17 protein-coding genes are annotated in these 17367 nt (G+C 75.2%); 11 read left to right on the forward strand and 6 right to left on the reverse strand.

Annotation, left to right across the window (positions count from 1 at the left end; translation table 11 throughout):
- Nucleotides 1-102 precede the first annotated feature (102 nt).
- The 4 genes from ACIQBJ_RS34275 to ACIQBJ_RS34290 all read left to right on the forward strand — a co-directional run bounded on the left by ACIQBJ_RS34275 (nt 103) and on the right by ACIQBJ_RS34290 (nt 3034).
- Nucleotides 103-351, forward strand: coding sequence for a DUF397 domain-containing protein (locus tag ACIQBJ_RS34275; protein WP_400718605.1), 249 nt, complete (start codon nt 103-105; stop codon nt 349-351).
- Between the two features lie 785 nt (nt 352-1136).
- Nucleotides 1137-1634 (forward strand): hypothetical protein, encoded by a 498-nt coding sequence (locus ACIQBJ_RS34280; protein WP_400718607.1) that lies wholly within the window; start codon nt 1137-1139, stop codon nt 1632-1634.
- Between the two features lie 7 nt (nt 1635-1641).
- Nucleotides 1642-1728, forward strand: coding sequence for a putative leader peptide (locus ACIQBJ_RS34285; RefSeq protein WP_400718665.1), 87 nt, complete (start codon nt 1642-1644; stop codon nt 1726-1728).
- Between the two features lie 55 nt (nt 1729-1783).
- A complete protein-coding gene (locus ACIQBJ_RS34290) occupies nt 1784-3034 on the forward strand; it encodes an acyl-CoA dehydrogenase family protein (RefSeq protein ID WP_400718608.1) in 1251 nt (416 codons plus the stop codon).
- A 7-nt stretch (nt 3035-3041) separates the two neighbouring features.
- On the opposite strand, the gene ACIQBJ_RS34295 is transcribed toward ACIQBJ_RS34290, so the two are convergent.
- The gene (locus ACIQBJ_RS34295) at nt 3042-4199 is read right to left on the reverse strand and encodes an aminoglycoside phosphotransferase family protein (protein WP_400718609.1); all 1158 of its coding nucleotides are present in this window, start codon (nt 4197-4199) and stop codon (nt 3042-3044) included.
- A 420-nt stretch (nt 4200-4619) separates the two neighbouring features.
- Between ACIQBJ_RS34295 and ACIQBJ_RS34300 the strand changes: the two genes are divergently transcribed.
- From ACIQBJ_RS34300 to ACIQBJ_RS34315, 4 genes are all read left to right on the forward strand, one after another.
- Nucleotides 4620-6104, forward strand: coding sequence for a hypothetical protein (locus tag ACIQBJ_RS34300; RefSeq protein ID WP_400718610.1), 1485 nt, complete (start codon nt 4620-4622; stop codon nt 6102-6104).
- A 245-nt stretch (nt 6105-6349) separates the two neighbouring features.
- Complete coding sequence (locus ACIQBJ_RS34305; RefSeq protein WP_400718611.1) at nt 6350-7777, forward strand: HEAT repeat domain-containing protein; 1428 nt, start codon at nt 6350-6352, stop codon at nt 7775-7777.
- Between the two features lie 10 nt (nt 7778-7787).
- Entirely contained in the window at nt 7788-8546 is a 759-nt protein-coding gene (locus tag ACIQBJ_RS34310; RefSeq protein WP_400718613.1) for a DUF1775 domain-containing protein, read from the forward strand.
- 30 nt (nt 8547-8576) lie between these two features.
- Complete coding sequence (locus ACIQBJ_RS34315; protein ID WP_400718614.1) at nt 8577-9074, forward strand: YfbM family protein; 498 nt, start codon at nt 8577-8579, stop codon at nt 9072-9074.
- A 27-nt stretch (nt 9075-9101) separates the two neighbouring features.
- Here ACIQBJ_RS34315 and ACIQBJ_RS34320 read toward each other — a convergent pair whose 3' ends face one another.
- Complete coding sequence (locus ACIQBJ_RS34320; protein ID WP_400718615.1) at nt 9102-9551, reverse strand: VOC family protein; 450 nt, start codon at nt 9549-9551, stop codon at nt 9102-9104.
- A gap of 192 nt (nt 9552-9743) precedes the next feature.
- Entirely contained in the window at nt 9744-10586 is an 843-nt protein-coding gene (locus ACIQBJ_RS34325) for an undecaprenyl-diphosphate phosphatase (protein ID WP_400718667.1), read from the reverse strand.
- 270 nt (nt 10587-10856) lie between these two features.
- Here ACIQBJ_RS34325 and ACIQBJ_RS34330 point away from each other — a divergent pair, with 270 nt between their 5' ends.
- Complete coding sequence (locus ACIQBJ_RS34330; RefSeq protein ID WP_400718617.1) at nt 10857-12254, forward strand: acyl-CoA thioesterase/BAAT N-terminal domain-containing protein; 1398 nt, start codon at nt 10857-10859, stop codon at nt 12252-12254.
- Nucleotides 12255-12292: 38 nt separating this feature from the next.
- On the opposite strand, the gene ACIQBJ_RS34335 is transcribed toward ACIQBJ_RS34330, so the two are convergent.
- Nucleotides 12293-12904, reverse strand: a complete 612-nt coding sequence (locus tag ACIQBJ_RS34335; RefSeq protein ID WP_400718619.1) for a GNAT family N-acetyltransferase — start codon at nt 12902-12904, stop codon at nt 12293-12295.
- 143 nt (nt 12905-13047) lie between these two features.
- Here ACIQBJ_RS34335 and ACIQBJ_RS34340 point away from each other — a divergent pair, with 143 nt between their 5' ends.
- Nucleotides 13048-13884: an EamA family transporter gene (locus tag ACIQBJ_RS34340; protein WP_400718620.1), complete on the forward strand. Its 837-nt coding sequence runs from the start codon at nt 13048-13050 to the stop codon at nt 13882-13884.
- Nucleotides 13885-14036: 152 nt separating this feature from the next.
- Entirely contained in the window at nt 14037-14738 is a 702-nt protein-coding gene (locus tag ACIQBJ_RS34345; protein WP_400718622.1) for a B3/4 domain-containing protein, read from the forward strand.
- Nucleotides 14739-15144: 406 nt separating this feature from the next.
- Here the strand turns inward: ACIQBJ_RS34345 and ACIQBJ_RS34350 are convergent, their stop codons facing one another.
- Nucleotides 15145-16191: a DNA gyrase subunit B gene (locus ACIQBJ_RS34350; protein ID WP_400718623.1), complete on the reverse strand. Its 1047-nt coding sequence runs from the start codon at nt 16189-16191 to the stop codon at nt 15145-15147.
- Nucleotides 16188-17165, reverse strand: coding sequence for a DNA gyrase subunit B (locus ACIQBJ_RS34355; RefSeq protein ID WP_400718625.1), 978 nt, complete (start codon nt 17163-17165; stop codon nt 16188-16190). The genes ACIQBJ_RS34350 and ACIQBJ_RS34355 overlap by 4 nt, the downstream gene beginning before the upstream one ends.
- Nucleotides 17166-17367: the final 202 nt, after the last annotated feature.

The following is a 17367-nucleotide window of genomic DNA, read 5'->3' on the forward strand; positions in this document are numbered from 1 at the left end:
GCGCCGCGGCCGATCCGCCGGCCGGGCGGCCCGCGCTGGCTAGGCTGGCCGCTCGAACGCCGCAGTACTCGGCACACCGCAGCACGTGGGAGGGCACCGGGCATGACCGCACAGGGGCAGGCGCAGGCGCAGGGACAGGCCGCGGACGACCGGCGCAAGATCGAGCTGGACGTGAGCGGCGCCGAGTGGCAGTCCGCGGGCGGCGACGGCACCGGCGTCCAGATCGCCTTCGTCGACGGGTACATCGCGATGCGCAACGGCTCGGAACCGGACGGCCCGGCACTGATCTTCACCCCGGCCGAGTGGCGGGCGTTCGTCCTGGGCGCCCGCGACGGCGAACTCCGCCCCTGAGGCCCCCGGGCGCCGACCGGGCCCCCGCCGCCGGCCGGTCCGGAACCCGCCCGGTCGCGAGCTGTTCACCTGGCGGACACCCCGCCGGACAGCGCCCGCGCAGGTGACGGGCGGGGATGCACCCAGGTTACGAAAGAGTTCTGATGGGCCGAAACTTGTTGACTGGCCGACAAGGGTCGCCGAGAGTATGAGCAGGCAGACGCCGTGCCAACCGCCCCCACGCGGTATTGGCACGGCGCCCGCTGTGCTGCCCGTCACCGGCGCCGATGACGGGCCCTCCCACCCCGTGCCGCACAGGGGTGCGGCAGCCGTCGCAACGGGAGTGGCCCGTACGGGAAGAGCTACTCCCCGGCTGGGCCGAACCCGGATTCCGCACGCCCCCACGCGGCGGTGATCCGGGCAAGGTCCGCGAGCGCGACGGCAAGGGCCCCGCGAACCTGGCTTCTGTGTTATGTGGCTTTCGTGGTGCTGGTCCTGATGGTGCGTCGACCGCAGCGAGGACCGGGGACACTGTCGTCCGCAGGCTCTCGGAACCGTCTGGAAGAACCATTGAATCAGCAAATGGTGCTCTGAGTTCACACGACCGCGTGCGCAGTGAGGGAATGCGCGCAAGGCACGCTGCGACAAGCCGCTCCCTGTGGATCTCGCCCCGGAGCGGCCGTCGTGCTGAACCGAACGTAGCCCGGACGGTTGCTCAGAGTCAACATTGGTCCCTGAGCGTAGATCCGGGCCTGATCGCGGACCCGGTCGCCCGGCGCGGTCCACCGGCCACGTACGATGGGCCCATGTCATTTCTCCGCCGACGCTCCGGCCAGCCCGCCGGCCCGGACTTCGACGTACTGGCGATGGACCCGGGCGACTGGCCCGGCCTGTTCGGGGCCATGATCATGACCGGTTCCGACGGTTCCTGCCAAGGCATTTTCCTGCGCTACGACCTGCTCGGCGGCCGCGGCCCGGCCATGCTGATCGGCAACCTCCCGCAGGGATCGCCCGCCCGCGAGAGCGAGGACGGCGTCCCCTTCGAGGTCCGCCAACTGCTGGTGGCGCTGGAGAACGACGAGCCCGTCGAGTTCGTCTCCGCCGAGGACTTCCCGGTCATGCTCGGCGACGACCTGCTGATCGTCCGCAAGGTCAAGGTCAGCGAGGAGCGGCTGTACTGCTCCCAGTTCGGCCGCAGCGACGACGTCCAGGTCACCATCGCCTCCTGGGACCGACCGATTTCGGACGATCTCTACCAGCTCCTCAAGCCGCTCCCCGCGGAGATGTTCCAGCAGGACCAGTAGGCGCGCGATGACCCGGCCGCCGCTGACCCTGCTGACCCGCCGTCTGCACGTCGACCTCCGGCGCACCGCCGGCGCGGCGTGTCCGGCCTCCTGAGCACCCGAAGCCAGGACGCCCGACCGCCCACGCCGCCCGCCCGGAGGCCACCGTCATGCCCCGCACCGCCGCGCAGCCGAACCTCCCCGTCGCCGGAACCGCCGCCGGAACCGTTCCCGGAACCGTTCCCGGAACCGCCGCCCCCGCCGACGACCCCGGCGGCAGCGGACCCGCGGCCACCGAACGCGCCGCCCTCGACCGGGCGCTGGCCCGGCTGCCCCGGGTGGTCGACCTGCTCGCCGCCCGCGCCGCCGAGCACGACCGCGACGGCACCTTCCCCTACCAGGGCGTCGAGACCGTCCACGAGGCCGGACTGCTCACCCTGACCGTCGGCCGCCGCTACGGCGGCCCCGGCGCCGGACTCGCCGACACCGTCCGGGTGCTGGCCCGCCTCGGCCGCGGCGACGCCTCGGTCGCGCTGCTCACCGCGCACACCCTGCTGCACCACGCCGAACAGGCCCGCGCCGCGCGCTGGCCCGCCGCGCTCTACCGGCGGCTGCTCACCGAGTCCCGCCGCGGCCCCGCCCTGGTCGGCACCCTGCCCGCCCCCGCCGCCCGAGCCTCCGCCGACCGCGGGCCTGCCGACCGCGGGCCCGCCGTCACCGCCCGCTGGCACGAAGGCGCCTGGCTGCTCGACGGCCGCGCCGCGCACTGTCCCGGCGCCGAGGCTCTCGCCTGGCTCGCCGTCGAGGCCCGCACCACCGAGGCCCGACCCCGCACCGGCCTGTTCCTGGTCCGCGCCGACAGCGCCGGACTGGAGATCGACCCGGCTGCCGACCAACTCGGCCTGCGCGCCGCCGCCGGCCACGACGTGCTGCTCACCGACACCCGGGTCGCCGCCGACGCCGCCGTCCTGCCCCGCGTCCCCGGCAGCCGGGAACGGGCCGAACAGGACGGCCGCACCGCCGAGGCCTGGCGTCAACTCGCCCTCGCCGCCGTGCTGCTGGGCACCGCCCGGGCCGCCCTCGACTGGTCCGCCGGACAGCTCCGCGGCAGCACCGCGCACCGCCGCCCGCTCGGCGAGCTGGACGCCGCGCTCACCGGCGCCGAGGAACTCGTCCACGGCCTCGCCGTCCGCACCGACACCGACCCGGCCGCCGCCGACCGCGCGCCCGCCGTCCAACTGCTGGCCGCCCGCACCGCGGGCGACACCGTGCAGCGGGCCCTCACCCTCACCGGCGGCGCCGGCCTGGACCGCCGCCACCCGCTGGAACGCCACCTGCGCGACACCCTGGCCCTGCGCGCCCTGCTCCCCGCCGAGGACGTCGTGCTGGACGCCCTCGGCGAGGCCCTGCTGGGCGGCTGACGGGGGGTCAGCGCGTCCCGACCGCCGCGCGGACCGCGCGGCGGGCCAGCGCCGCGTCGTCGTACAGCCGGCGGATCATGATCCGCTGCTCCTCGCCGGCGCCCGGCACGTCGTGCAGCCGCAGCTCCCGCATCAGCACCAGCACCAGGTTCACCAGGAACGCGTCCCGGGCCAGCGTGCCGCCGGACTGGGCGAGTTGGCTGATCTGGCGGCGGGCCGCGGTGTCGCCCGACAGCACGCTCCAGAGCACCGCCAGGTCGTAGCCCGGCAGGTACCAGCCGGCCTGCTCCCAGTCCAGCAGGACCGGGCCGGACGGGGCCAGCAGGATGTTGCCGAGCAGCGCGTCGCCGTGGTTCAGCTGCCAGGGCGTCGAGGCCAGGCCGTGCAGCAGGCCGCGCAGGTCGCCCGCGTCCCGGTCGGTCAGCAGGCCCAGCGAGTGGAACCGGGCGATCTCGGTCTGGTAGTCCATCGGCTTGCCGAACACGTCCGTCGGCGGCCGCCACAGGTTCAGCGTCCGCACCGCGCCCAGCAGCGCGCGCACCTCGCCCGGCGTCGGCGCGTTCACCGGGTGCCGCTCGCGGGCCGCGGGCCGGCCCGGCACCCGCTCCAGCACCAGCACGCAGCGGTCGTGGTCGGCCGCCACCAGCCGGGGCAGCCGCACCGGCGGACGGTGCCGCACGAACGCCCGGTACACCGCCACCTCGTGGTGGAAGCGCTCCACCAACTGCTCCGCGCGCTCGCTCCGCAGCGCCGCCGGGGCCAGGCACTTCGCCACCACCGGCGCCCGGCCGATGGTGCCGGCGATCAGGATGTGCCGGCTGCCCTCCCGCAGCACCTGGCGGGGGAGGAAGGCGGGACATATCCGCGCCACGTTGGCGAGCACCGCCCGGACCGCCGGGGTCTGCAGGGCCGCCGGGTCCACCCGGTCCACGAACGCCTCCGGGGCGCGGACGGTGCCGGGCCGCAGTCGGCCGCCCTGCTCCGGCATCGGGCGGGTCACCAGGGTGGTGCGTCCGCGCGGGTCGCGCAGTTCCGCGGCGCGCGGCGCGGGGCGGCCCGCGCCGGCGGTCGGCGGGCGCATACCGGGGCGCGACTGGCGCGCGGGCGCGCCGTCCACTCCGATCGGGGCCGACGGGCGGGTACCGGAGCTGGCTGTGGAGTACATGAGTGGGTGAGGGTCCTTCCTGGCCGGCGGCAAAGCATCTGCGGGGCCCGGGAGTTGACGAGGGTTTCGGGCCGCCGGGTGGAGTGCGGGCGCCGGGTAGGGAAGCGGCCCGCCGGAGGCGTCCGCACCCTGGGGAAGTGCGTCCGCTCCGCTGCCGCGCCCTGCCCGGCGCCCCCGCGCCACCCGTCCGCGCCACCCCCCGGACCGAGGGGCCCGGAGGGGCTCCTGACGGGCCGTCGATCGAGGTCGGGGCCGGTCGGAGGCCGTTCCGGACCGAGGTCGGGGTGGCGCATACCTACCTGACACCCGATCGGCACTGGCACACCACATAGCGCACCCTGGCGAACCCTGGCGAATGGTCGCTTGGCATGTGACAGAACGACTAGGGTCGGTCGCAGCCGAGGAACCTGGGGGCTTCAGGTGAGCAAGGGGCCGAACACCAGGCTGGCCGACCACTTCGCCCTGACCGGATGGTCCAAGGGCGAACTGGCCCGGCTGGTCAACCGGCGGGGTGCGGCACTGGGCGAGCAGCAGCTGTCCACCGACACCTCCCGGGTGCGGCGCTGGATCGAGCACGGCGAGATCCCGCGCGACCCGGTGCCGAGGGTGCTGGCCGCCGTGTTCACGGAGCGGCTCGGCCGTGTCGTCACCACCGAGGACCTCGGTCTCGAACGACACCGGCCCACCAGGTCCGGCAGTACGGCGGCACCGCCGAAGGATTCCTGGGTACCGGATCGGACGGCCGCGGTCCTGACCGAGTTCACGGGAATGGACCTCATGCTGAACAGACGCGGACTGGTCGGCGCCTCCGCCGCCCTCGCGGCCGGCGCGGTCATCGCCGACAACCTGCACGACTGGCTCACCGGCGGCGCGGTCGCCGCCGCGGCCGCCCGACCCGGACCCCGACCCCTCCCCCCGGCCCCCCGCGGCGGCGGCCCCCGCCCCGTCCTCGACGTCCACGAACCCGGCCCGGTCGGCAACGACGAGGTGACCGCCCTGGAGCACGCCGTCGACGTGTTCCGCGCCTGGGACGCCTCCCGCGGCGGCGGCCTGCAGCGGAAGGCCGTGGTCGGCCAGCTCAACGAGGTCGGCGGCCTGCTCACCCACGGCCACCCGCCGCTGCTGGAGCGCCGGCTCTGGACGGTCGCCGCCAACCTCGCCGTACTGGTCGGCTGGATGTCCCACGACGTCGGCCTCGAATCCACCGCCCAGCGCTACTTCACCATCGCCGCGCAGGCCGCCCGGGAGGCCGGCGACCGCCCCCGGGCCGCCGAGGCGGTCTCCCGCGCCGCCCGGCAGATGCTCCACCTCGGCCGCGCCGACGACGCCCTCGAACTCATGCAGCTCGCCAACGCCGGCGCCCGGCCGGACGACGGCGCCCAGCCCCGCACCCGCGCCATGCTGCGCACCGTCGAAGCCTGGGCGCTCGCCTCGCTCGGCCGCTCCGAGGCCACCCGCCGGGCCCTCGGCGAGGCCGAGGAGCTCTTCGTCCAGGACACCACCGGGCCCGCCCCCAGCTGGATGCAGCTGTTCAACGAGGCCGAACTGCACGGCATGCAGGCGCTCGCCTACCGCACCCTCGCCGAGCACGACCCCGGCGCCGTCCCGCTCGCCCTCCGGCACGCCGAGCGCGCCGTCCTGCTGCGCCAGCGCACCGGCCGGGAGCGCTCCGCGCTGCTCGACCGGATCACCCTCGCCTCGATCCACTGGCTGTCCGGCGAACCCGAGGCCGCCCGGGCCCAGGCCGAACTCGCGCTCCGCTCGATCAACGACACCTCCTCCAAGCGCACCTGGGACCGGCTGCGCGAGATGCACCGCCTCTCCGCCCGCTACCGCGCCCTGCCCGCCGTCGCCGAACTCCGCGAGCAGGTGCACGCCGTCCTCCCCGCCCCCCGGTCCGCCTGACCTCGAACAGGACACTCGTCACATTCCGGAAGGGGGCCCGCGCAGGGGTCGGAATCGGTCGATCCGGTACGTACGGACCGGTGTTCGACGTGGTCACGACCCTAAATCCGTTGCCCTGTGTGCAGATCGTCCCCCCAGGCGGTAACCTTCGGTGATTCCGGCGCCCGGGCGCCTGAGCTGTGCCAACCGACCCCGGCGACGGAAATCCCGTTGCCACGACGACCGCCGCAACGGATGCTGACCTCATGTTCGAGCCAGTGATAGCGCCCAGCGCCAGCCTCCTCGGCCTCCTGCAGCGAGGCCGCGGGGACGGGCAGCTGCATGCGTTGGCCGCAGACCGTGACGAGGCGATCGCCGCCGTCGAGAGCTGCGTGACCAACGACCCCCGCGCCGACTGGCAGGTCGAGAACCGCTCCCTGTACTACGCGCGGCTCTACATGGAGCTGGAGGCCCCCCTCACCGGCCTCGAACTCCACCTCCACTCGGCCGAGGACCTCACCGACACCGACGAGGCCCGCACCGGCCTCGCCCTCGCCGTCCTCGGGCACCTCGCCGGCTACGGCCGCCGCGACGCCCTCGACCTGCTGCGCGCCTACGCCGCGGCCGGGACGAACTGGGCCTGGGCCCTCGACGAACTCGCCCTGCGCGACACCGACGAGGCCCTGCTCGCCCTCGCGCCGGACGTGCTGCGCCACTTCCCCGAGGGCCCGGAGGGCGACGCCGAACTGCGCGCCGCCGTCCGCGCCGCCTACGAACCCCGGGTCTGGCGGCTGTGGGCCGCTCACCACCCGCGGATCGCCACCGCGAGCGAGCAGTCCCCGTTCGACCTGTGGCAGCGCCAACTCAACCGCCCCGGCGTCACGCCCGGCTGGTCCACCGCCGACGTCCTCGCCTGGGCCGACCAGGGCGAGGGCACCGACCCGCAGTCGCTGGCCCGCCGGGCCGCCGCCGCGGCCCGCTGCCTCACCGCCGTGGTCCGCCCGGAGGACGCGCCGCTGCTGCACGAGGCCGCCGCGCACGGCCCGGCCGGCGCCCGCTGCGCCGCGCTCCGCCACCTGGTCGAGCAGCGCGACGCCGCCGCCGCCGGACACATCGAGGCCGCCGCGGGCGACGTCGACCGCCGCGTGGTCGACACCGCCCTGGAACTGCTCGGCCGGATGCGAGGTCCCGAGGCGCTCGCGCACGCCCGCCGCTGGGCCGACCCGGCGACCGGCGGCGCGGACAGCGCCCTCGCCCAGGCCGCCGTCCGCCTCCTCGCGGACGCCGGCGAACCGTGCGACGCCCCGCTCGTGGTCGCCGCCCTGCACCAGTGGATCTCGCTCAACGGCGTGACGGGCACCGCCCTCGGCAGCCTGGTCGACGGCGTCGGCCGGCTCCGCGCGCACAGCGGCGTACCCGCCCTGCGGCACGTCTACGGCGAGGCCGCCTCCTCCGAACTCCGCGGCCGCGCCGCCCAGGCGCTCGCCGTCACCGACCCGTACTTCGGCGAGGGCCCCGCGGTCGAGTGCCTGTGGGACTGCGAGGAGTCCACCCGCGAGCTCGCCGCCACGCACGTCACCACCACCGGCGACGCCCGCGTACTGGACCGGCTCCGCCGCCTGGCCGCCGATCCGGCCGAGGAGGCCGAGGTGCACGCCGCCGTTCGGGGCCGCCTGACCGCCCGGGACCGGTAGTGTTCCCCGCATGTCGCAGCGATCGCGTGTCCTCCGTCAACTCCTGGTCCCCGTAGCCGCGCTGGCCCTGGCCCTGGGCGCGGCCGGCACCGCCGCCGCCCACGTCGAGGTGAACTCCTCCCGCGCGCAGGCCCTCTCGGTCGACGCCGAGATCGGCTTCTCCGCCGAAGGCGAGTCCTCCACCGCCGGGATCACCGACGTCAAGGTCGCCCTGCCCGCCGGCCTCGCCCCCGGCGACATCACGCTGGTCAAGGCCCCCGACGGCTGGAAGCTCACCGCCACCGCGGACGGCTACACCGTCGCCGGGCCCGCGCTGGTACCCGGCACCGCCGCCGAGTACACCGTGAAGGTCCGTCAACTCCCGGACGCCACCACGGTGGTGTTCAAGACGCTGGTCGACTACTCCGACGGCCACACCGACCGCTGGATCGAGCTCCCGCAGGGCGACAGCAAGCCCGAGCACCCGGCCCCGGTCCTCGCCCTCCGCCCCGCCGCGGCCGGCGCCACCCCGCTGCCCGCCGCCGCGCCGTCCGGGTCCGCGTCCGCGTCCGCCGGAGCCTCCGCCGCAGCCTCCGGGCAGCCGACGGCGGGCGCCACGCTCACCGCCCAGGTGTCGGCGGGCCCGTCCGCCGCCGCCGGTGCGGGGGAGAAGAAGGACGACAGCGGGAACACCACCGCGATCGTGCTCGGCAGCCTGGCCGGCGTCGCGGTGCTGGCCGCCCTGGTCGTGCTGGTGCTGCGCCGCAGGTCCGCTGGCGGCGCGCAGTAGCTGTCACGGGCGACTGCCAGGATGCCGGGCATGAGCATCGTCGGCAGTTACCTCCGGCTCTCCCCGGCGGAGTTCGCCCGGGCCCTCGAAAGCCCCGGCTGGGCAAGGGAGTTCAAACAGGAGCAGGCCGCGCTGGAACACCGGCGCGGCCCCTCCGAACTGCGGTTCCACGACACCGGGAAGAGCTGGGCCGGGCTGGCCCACCTGCTCGCTCGGCGCGGGCTGTCCGGCTGCCTCCTCGACGGCGAGGACGAACTGCCCGGCGACGAGGACTGGGGCTACGGTCCGCCGCGCCTGCTGGCCCCCGACCGCCTGGCCGCCGCCCTGGACGAGTGGGGCGAGCTGCCGTTCGACGCGCTGGCGGACGGCGTCACGGCCGCCGAACTGGCGGCCGCCGAGGTCTACCCCGTGCGGATGTGGGACGACCCGTTCGCCCTGGAGCAGCTGTCCGCGCACTGGACGGACCTGCGGCGCTACCTGGACCGGACCGCCCGCTACCGGCACGGCCTGCTGATCTGGTACTCCTGACGCCCGCTGACGGCTGCTGACGGCTGATCAGGCCACGCAGAACTCGTTGCCCTCCGGGTCGCGCAGCACCCACCAGTGGCCGGCCGGGCCCTGGTCGTGCTCCTCGACCCGGGTGGCGCCGAGGGCCTCCAGCCGGTCGACGGTCTCGTCGAGCCGCCCGTCGGAGTGGACGTCGATGTGCAGCCGGTTCTTGCCGCCCTTCGGCTCGGTGACGTCCTGGAACAGGATGCGGCGGCCCCGGCCGACACCGCTCTGCCCGTCGTACGGGTCCTCGGGGTGGCGGACGGCCGCGTAGCCGCGGAACAGCTTGCGGCCGCCGCGCTCGACCACGGCGGCCCCGGGCAGCCGGCCGGCGGCGAGCAGCGTGTCGATCAGCGGGGTCGGGTCCTCGACCTCGTACTCGAGGGCCGCGGCCCAGAAGTCGGCGAGGGTGGGGGCGTCGGCGCTGTCCACGACCAGTTTCCAGGTGAGAGTCATGCCGCCGATCCAAGCAAAGATCCGATCCGCCGTCAGGCGGATTCCGGCGGCCTCCCGGCCTGCCCCCGGCCTGCCCCCGGCCTGCTCGGGGGCTGGTCGGGAACAGGGGAGGGGGCGGCGGAGGGAACGGCGGAGGGGGCGGGCGGCCCGGGATCGTCCGGGGCGCCCGCCCCCTCCGGGGACCGGTGCGGGTCAGTGCGCGGCGCCCGCGTCCGGCGCGAGGACGCCGGCGGTGACCAGGGCGATGATGGTGATGCCGAGCAGTACGCGATAGATCACGAACGGCATGAAGCTGTTGTGCGAGATGTACTTCAGGAACCAGGCGATCGCCGCGTAGCCGACCACGAAGGCGATCACGGTGGCCAGGACGGTCGGCCCCCAGGCCGGGGCCGGGCCCTCGCCGATCTTCAGCAGTTCGAGGCCGCCGGAAGCCAGCACCGCCGGAATGGCCAGCAGGAAGGAGTACCGGGCGGCGGCCTCCCGGCTGTAGCCCAGGAACAGGCCCGCGCTGATGGTGCCGCCGGAGCGGGAGACGCCCGGGATGAGCGCGAGCGACTGGGCCGCACCGTAGATCAGGGCGTGCGGGAAGGTCAGCGAGTCGACCTGGCGGGCGTTGCGGACGGCCCGCGAGCGGTCGGCGACGGCGAGGACCAGGCCGAAGAGGATCAGCGTGGTGCCGATCAGCCGCAGGTCGCGCAGGTCGGTCTCGATGGTGTCCTGGAACAGCTTGCCGAGGATGCCGATCGGCAGGGTGCCGACGATCACGTACCAGCCGAGCCGGGCGTTGGGGTCGCGGCGCCACTCCTTGCGGAACAGCGCGAGCGTCCAGGCCTTGATGATCGCGCCGATGTCGCGCCGGAAGTAGATCAGCACGGCGGACTCGGTGCCCAGTTGGGTGACGGCGGTGAAGGCCGCGCCGGGGTCGTCCCAGCCGACCAGGGCGGAGAAGACCCGCAGGTGGGCGCTGGAGGAGACCGGCAGGAACTCGGTCAGCCCCTGTACCAGGCCGAGCACGGCCCCGCTGAACCAGTTGATCACCGGACACCCGCCGCGGTGGTCGCTCGATCGATGGGCATGGGGAGTCCTGTTCGTTCGTGGGATGACCCGGTGAGGCGGGGAGGCTGTCCGGCGTGTGCCAGATGATAGAGGCTCCAGATGTCGCTGATCCTACAAACGGTCAGCACGGATCAATCGGGCAGATCGCCCCATAGCGCCCGCCCGTTCCGGCGGAGAGTGCCAACCCCCTTGCGGGGCTGTGCCGTTCGCCGCCGTACCGTCTTGATCCGGAGGGTGGGCCGGAGCAGAATGCCCACCGGAACGGGGGCGGAAATGGTCTGGACAACTCATCGGGCGGCCGTGCTGGGGCTGGCCGCGCTCCTCCTCCTGGCCGGCTGCGCCTCGGGCGGCGGCCCGCACCCGGCGCTCGCCGTCGACGGCGCGGACGAACTCGCCGACCTGCCGGTCCACCTCCGGGTCACCGGCCTGCCGCCCGGCGGCCGGGTCACCCTCACCGCGGACGCCGCGGACTACCGCGGGCTCGGCTGGCAGTCCGCCGCGACCTTCCGGGCCGACGGCCGCGGCACGGTGGACGTCGACCGGGCGGCGCCGGAGAGCGGCGGCTCGTACCCCCAGGCCGACGGCATGGGCCTGTTCTGGTCGATGCTGCCCACCAACAGCAGCGGCGCCACCTTCTACTCCCCGCCCCGCCCGGTCAGCGCGACGGGCTGGAACGGCGGGTCCGGGTCCGGACCAGGGGCCGGGGGCAGGGCCGGGTCCGTCGGTTCGGCGGGTCCGGGCGCTCCGGGGGGTTCCGCCGGTCCTGCCGGATCGGTGGGCCCGGACGGCTTCCCGGTGCGGATCACCGCCACCGTGGACGGGCGGATCGTCGGCGAACGCACCGTCACCCGCCGGTGGACCGTCGACGGCGTCACCGCCACCCGGCTCACCCCCGCCACCGACCGCCTCGTCGGCACCCTCTACCTGCCGCCCGCCGGGACGCCCGCCCGACGGCCCGTCCTGCTGTTCGGCGGCTCCGAGGGCGGCGACGATCCGGCCACGGCCGCCGTGCTCGCCTCGCACGGCCACCCCGCGCTCTGCCTCGCCTACTTCGGCCTGCCCGGACTGCCCGCCACCCTGCGCGACATTCCCGTCGAGTACGCCGCCGACGCCGCCCGCCTGCTCGCCGCCCGCACGGGCTCGGGTGGCACGGGCTCGGGCGGCCCGGGTGCTGGCGGCATCGACGTGATCGGCTACTCGCGCGGCAGCGAACTCGCCCTGCTGCTCGCCGAACAGCAGCCCGACCTGGTCCGCCGGGTGGTGGTGTACTCCCCGTCCGACCAGGTCAACGGGGGGCTGCCGGACGGGGTCGCCTGGACCGAGCACGGCACGCCCGTCCCGGCCGGGCCGATCGCACTGGACCGGATACCGGCCGCCGTCCTGGCCGTCGCAGGCGAGGCCGACGCCCTCTGGCCGTCCCCGGCCTGGGCCCGGCGGATCGGCGAACCGGCGGCGAGCGGGGCGCAGCGGCAGGCGCTGCTCTACCCCGGCGCGGGCCACGGGGTGGGCATCCTCCCCTACCTGCCGGCCGGCGCCGCCGATCCGCGCCCCGGCGGCGAGGTGCTGCACCTGGGCGGCATGCCCGCGGGGAACGAGGCGGCGCGCCTGGACGGCTGGCCGAAGGTGCTGGCCTTCCTGGACGCCTGAGCAGCCGTCGGACCCGCCCGTCGGACCCGCCCGTCGGATCACCCGTCGGCGCGGGTCCGCTCGTACACCACGTCGCCGTGCTCGCTGCCCGGGATCGGGTCCGGCCAGTCCGCGAAGAAGGTCCGGACGTGGCGCAGGCCGATCCGCTCCAGCACCCGGCGGGAGGCCGTGTTGACCGCCATCGTGGTGGCCACCACCCGCTCGGTGCGCCGCCCGGCGTACCGCTCGGTGAACGCGGCGGCCAGCAGCGCGGCGGCCGCCTCGGTGGCGTAGCCCCGGCCCCGGGCGGCGGGCAGCAGCCGGTAGCCGAGTTCGAGCCCGGCGTCCGGGCCGTGCTCCAGTCCGACCGAGTGCGCCGGCAGCAGGGCGGCCCAGCCCAGGAAGCGCCCGTCCGTCTCCACCGCCCAGTGGCCGAGGCCGTCCGGCAGTTCCGCGTACTCGCGCAGCACGGCCGGCAGTACCTCGGCCGCGACCCGTTCGGCGGGGACCGGGCGGCCGTCGTCCAGGTACCGCATGACCTCCGGGTCGCCGCAGAGCGCGGTGACGGCGGGGAGGTCGGCCGGGGTGAGGCGGCGCAGGAGCAGGCGGGCGGTGCGCAGGCGCTCGGCGGGGTCGGGTCCGGGGGCGGGGCCGGGGTTCGGGGTGGGCATGAGGTGAGCAGAGCACGGTGTCCGGGGCGCGGCAAGCGCTTTCCCGTGGGGTGGGGAACAGGCGGGTCGAACAGTGTGTTGGTCTGTTCCGTTCACTCTGATGTACCGTTCGGATCGTTCCGGCCCACCTCGGGAGAAGCGTCATGATCGCTCTGCTGCTGGCCCTCGGCAGTTCACTGGCCTACGGCTGCGCCGACTTCCTCGGCGGCCTGGGCTCCCGCCGCGCGCACGTGCTGCGCACCGTCCTGATCGCCGCGCCCGCCAGCCTGGCCGTCGAACTGCTGATGTGGCCGCTGCTCGGCGCGCGCTTCGAGCCGGGCGCGATCGGCTGGGGCGCGGCCTCGGGCGTCGCCTCCGCCGGGGCGTTCGCGCTGCTGTACCGGACGCTGGCGATCGGCCCGATGAACGTGCTGTCGCCCGTGACGGCGCTGGTCTCCGCGGTGCTGCCGGTCGCCGTCGGCCTGCTCCAGGGCGAACACCTGGGCGCCGCCGCCCTGCTGGGCCTCCCGCTGGCGCTGATCGCCGTGGTCCTGGTCAGCGCGGGCCCGGCCGGGGACGGGGCCCGGGTGACCCGCCCCGCGCTGCTGCTCGCCTTCGGCGCGGGCACCGCGATCGCCGTCCAACTGGTCTGCCTGCACCAGGCCCCGGCCGGCAGCGGCATCGCCCCGCTGATCGTCGGCCGCGCCGTCACCTCCGTCCTCACCCTGGCCGCCGCCGCGCTCCGCCGCCGCCACCTCGGCCCGGAACGCCCCGCCTACGCGCTGGCGTTGGCCGCCGGCGTGCTGGACTCCGCCGCCAGCGTCCTGTTCCTGCTGGCCGCCCGCAGCGGCGACCTCGCCGTGGTCGCCGTGATCACCGCCCTCTATCCGGCGGGCACTGTCCTGCTGGCCCGCGCCGTCCTCGCCGAACGCATCCACCGAGGCCAACTCGCGGGCCTCGGCACGGCCGCCATCGCCGTGAGCCTGCTCGCCCTCACCTGAACCCACCACCGCCGGGCGCCTGTCCGCTCTTCCGCTGTCGCCGCTTGCCCCGGCTTGAGCCCGGCACCGCCCGACAGCTGCCTGTTCCTCCAGTCGGTCGCCCTCTGTCGCCCGTCCACCCGTTCACCCCTCCCTGTCGCCGGAGCCGCCCGATGACCGCTCTCCACCTGCACCCCGCCGTCGCCGCGGCCTTCCCCGCGGTCCGGATCGCCGTCGTCACCGCCCGCGACGTGCGCGGCACCGAACCCTGGCCCGCCGCGGCCGATGCCCTTGCCGCACTGGAGTCCCTTGCCGCGGGCGGTGGTTGGCAGCCCGCCGACGAGCACGATCCCCGGATCGCGGCCTGGCACGCCGCCTACCGGGCCTTCGGCAGCAACCCGCGCCGGGTGCGGCCCTCGGTCGACGCGCTCGGTCGGCGGCTGGCCAAGCAGGGGGCGCTGCCCCGGATCACCCCGGCCGTCGACTGCTACAACGCGGTGTCCGTCCGGCACGCCCTGCCCGCCGGGGCGTTCGACCTGGCGGCGGTGGACGGCGACCTGGTGATCCGATTCGCCGACGGGACCGAGGAGTTCACCCCGCTCGGCGAGCCGGACACCGTCGAGCACCCCAAGCCCGGCGAGGTCGTCTACACCGACGGCTCCGGCGTCCTCACCCGCCACTGGAACCACCGCGACACCCACCGCACCCGGGTCACCGAACACACCACCGACCTCGTCCTGGTCCTGGAGACCCTGTACCCCGACCCGGACCAACCCGCCACCGCAGCAGCGGAATTGGCGGCACTGCTCGCCCCCCACTGCGCCACCGTGACCCTCCACCACCTGAACCCGCGGCATCCCCGGGCGGACCTCTGACCCACCGTCAGTCCACCGACGCCCCGCCCCACCGGGCCTCGACCGCCTCCCGCACCGCCTCGGCCAGGACCACCCGCACCGGGGCGTTGCCGAGGCGGTCCGCCAGGGAACCCTCCAGTTCCATCCGGTCGAGCCACAACGAGACCACCGCTGTCAGCCCGACGGGCACCCGCCCCCGGAAAGCGGTCTCCAACCCCTCCCGGAGCCCGGTCAGATGCGTCCCGCCGACCAGCGGCCGGGCCCGCCCCTCCGCCACCTCGTAGCGTGCGGGTCCGCCTCGTGGACCAGGTGGTGCAGGCCGCGTTCGCCGGTCGTGCCGATGTACATGGCAGGCCGTCCGCGGATCGCTCGGACCCCCAGGAGGTCCCGCGGGCCGTGCGGTTCGGGCATCGTGTCGTCCTTCCGCTCAGCGGGGGCGCAGCAACTCGGTTGCGCGCTCCGGGTGTTCGGCGAACCGGCGTTCCAACGCGGAGCGCACCGCCGTGGCGACGAGGTCGCGGACGGGGTCCTCCGCCAGGCGGTCCCGGCCGGGGCCGCGCAGCCGCAGCAGGTCGAGCCGGACGGCGACCACGCCGCTCAGGGCGGCCAGGGCGCCGCGCAGCGCGTGGCAGCCCGCGTACGGGAGGAGGGCGGCGTGCAGGCCGTCCCGGAAGCCCTCCAGGTGGGTGCCGGCCGGGGTGCGGACGCTGTTGGCGTAGCCGCGCAGGCCGCCCGCGCCGGACCGGCTGAAGGCCACCGCGCAGTCGGCGCCGATCCGTTCGTCCACGCCGGTGAGCAGAACGGTGTCGCCGGGGTCGCCGCCGAGGTGGGCGACGAACTCCCGCAGGCCGCCGGGGGAGTGGAAGCGTGCGGAGCGCCCGTCCCCGGTCAGGGTGAAGTCCAGTTCCCGGTTGAGGAAGGCGAGTTCGCGCAGGCGCTCGGCCAGGGTGTCGAAGGAGGTCGGGGCGGTCGGGCCGAAGATCTCGGGGTCGGGTCGGAAGGTGAGGGTGGTCGAGGTGCGGTCGGCGGGTCCGGTGACCGTCGGGGCGAGGGTCTGCTCGCCGCGCGCGTACGTGTGGCGGACCGTCACCCCGTCCCGCCGCTCGACCGCGACCAGCCGCTCGGAGAGGGCGCTGAGCACGGCCAGTCCGCTCGAATCCCGGCCGACCAGCCGCCGGTCACCGGGGCCGCACCCGGCCCTCAGTAACGTCAACTCCTGCTCCAGCGGGGACGCGTGGACGGCGTCGTGCTCGACCCGCACCCGGCCGTCGGTCAGCAGTGTGACGTCCGTCCGGCTGCCCCGGCCGAGCAGGATCTCGTTCGCGGCCTCTTCGACGGCGTTGAGCGCCAGCCGGTCGCGGCCCCGCTCGTCGAGCGGGCCGACGTACCACTCGGCGCGGTGGCGGACCGACTCCAGGCCGGACAGCACGACGATCGCCGAGGCGTCGTACCGCGCGGTGTCGCCCGCGCTCATCGGCAGGATTCTTCCAGGTACCGCCGGACGGCTTCGGCGACAGCGGACCGGACGGATTCACTGGTCAGGACGTCCCGGCAGGCGCCGCCGAATTCGGCCCGGTCGAGCTTGACCGAGACGATCGCGGTCAGGCCCTCGTACGGGGTGCAGGTGCCGTCGAGCAGGCCCTCGACGTGGGTGCCGTCATGGGTGGGGAAGGAGTTGACGAAGGAGCGGATGCGGCGGTCCGGCCCGTCGGTGCGGACGAACGCGACCTCCAGGGTGCCGTCCATCGCGGGGACGTCCTGTTCGAAGGCGTGGATGTCCTGCCTGTCGCCGCACAGGTGGGTCAGCCAGTCGCGCAGCCCGCCGGGGGAGCGGAACCGGGCGAAGCGCCCGCCACCGGTCAGGGTGAGGTCCAACTCCCGGTTGAGGAAGGCGAGTTCGCGCAGGCGTTCGGCCAGGGTGTCGAAGGAGAGCGAGACGTTCGGGAAGATCTCCGGGTCCGGCCGGAAGGTGAGCACCGCCCCGGTGGCCGGGTCGGCTGGGGGTGCGGCGACGGCACGGCCGAACTCGTAGGCCAGCGAGCGCAGTTCGCCGCCCTTCCGGTCCTGCGCGGTCAGCCGGTCGGAGAGCGCGTTGACGACGGCCAGTCCGAGGGCGGACCAGGAGACCACGCAGCGGCGGTCGTACGGCCACCAACGCCCGGGGAGCCGCTCCCACTGGACGGCCAGGTCGGCGCCTTCGAGGTCGGTCCAGCTGTCGCCGTCGTGTGCGATCCGGACGGCGCCGTCGGCCAGCAGCGCCACCTCCACGGCCCGGGCCCGGCCGGCCAGTACCTCGTTCACGGTCCGGTCGACCGCCGTCAGCACCAGGCCGTGCAGACCGCGTTCCCCCGTGTTGCCGACGTACATCCCGGGCCGTTTGCGGACCGCGTCGAGCCCCTCCAGCACCTCGATCCGGGCAGCGTCGTACGTGTGCTTTTCCTGACTCACAGATGTCCCCTCCGATGAAGTCCGGCAGTGCTGCCACCCTAGGGGAAATCCAGGAAAACACCAGGTCAGAGGCTATGCGCCGAGGTCGTGTGCGGCCCGGCGCGGGGAGTTGCGGAGGGGGTCCGCCGCCACGCTCCGGGGGCGCCCCGGTGGGCGGGCCGGGCACGCTCGCAGGGCCGTCACGGGGCCTTTCCGGGCGCGC

It is taken from the genome of Kitasatospora sp. NPDC088391 (genome assembly GCF_044753345.1).
In the GTDB taxonomy this organism is placed as follows: domain Bacteria; phylum Actinomycetota; class Actinomycetes; order Streptomycetales; family Streptomycetaceae; genus Kitasatospora.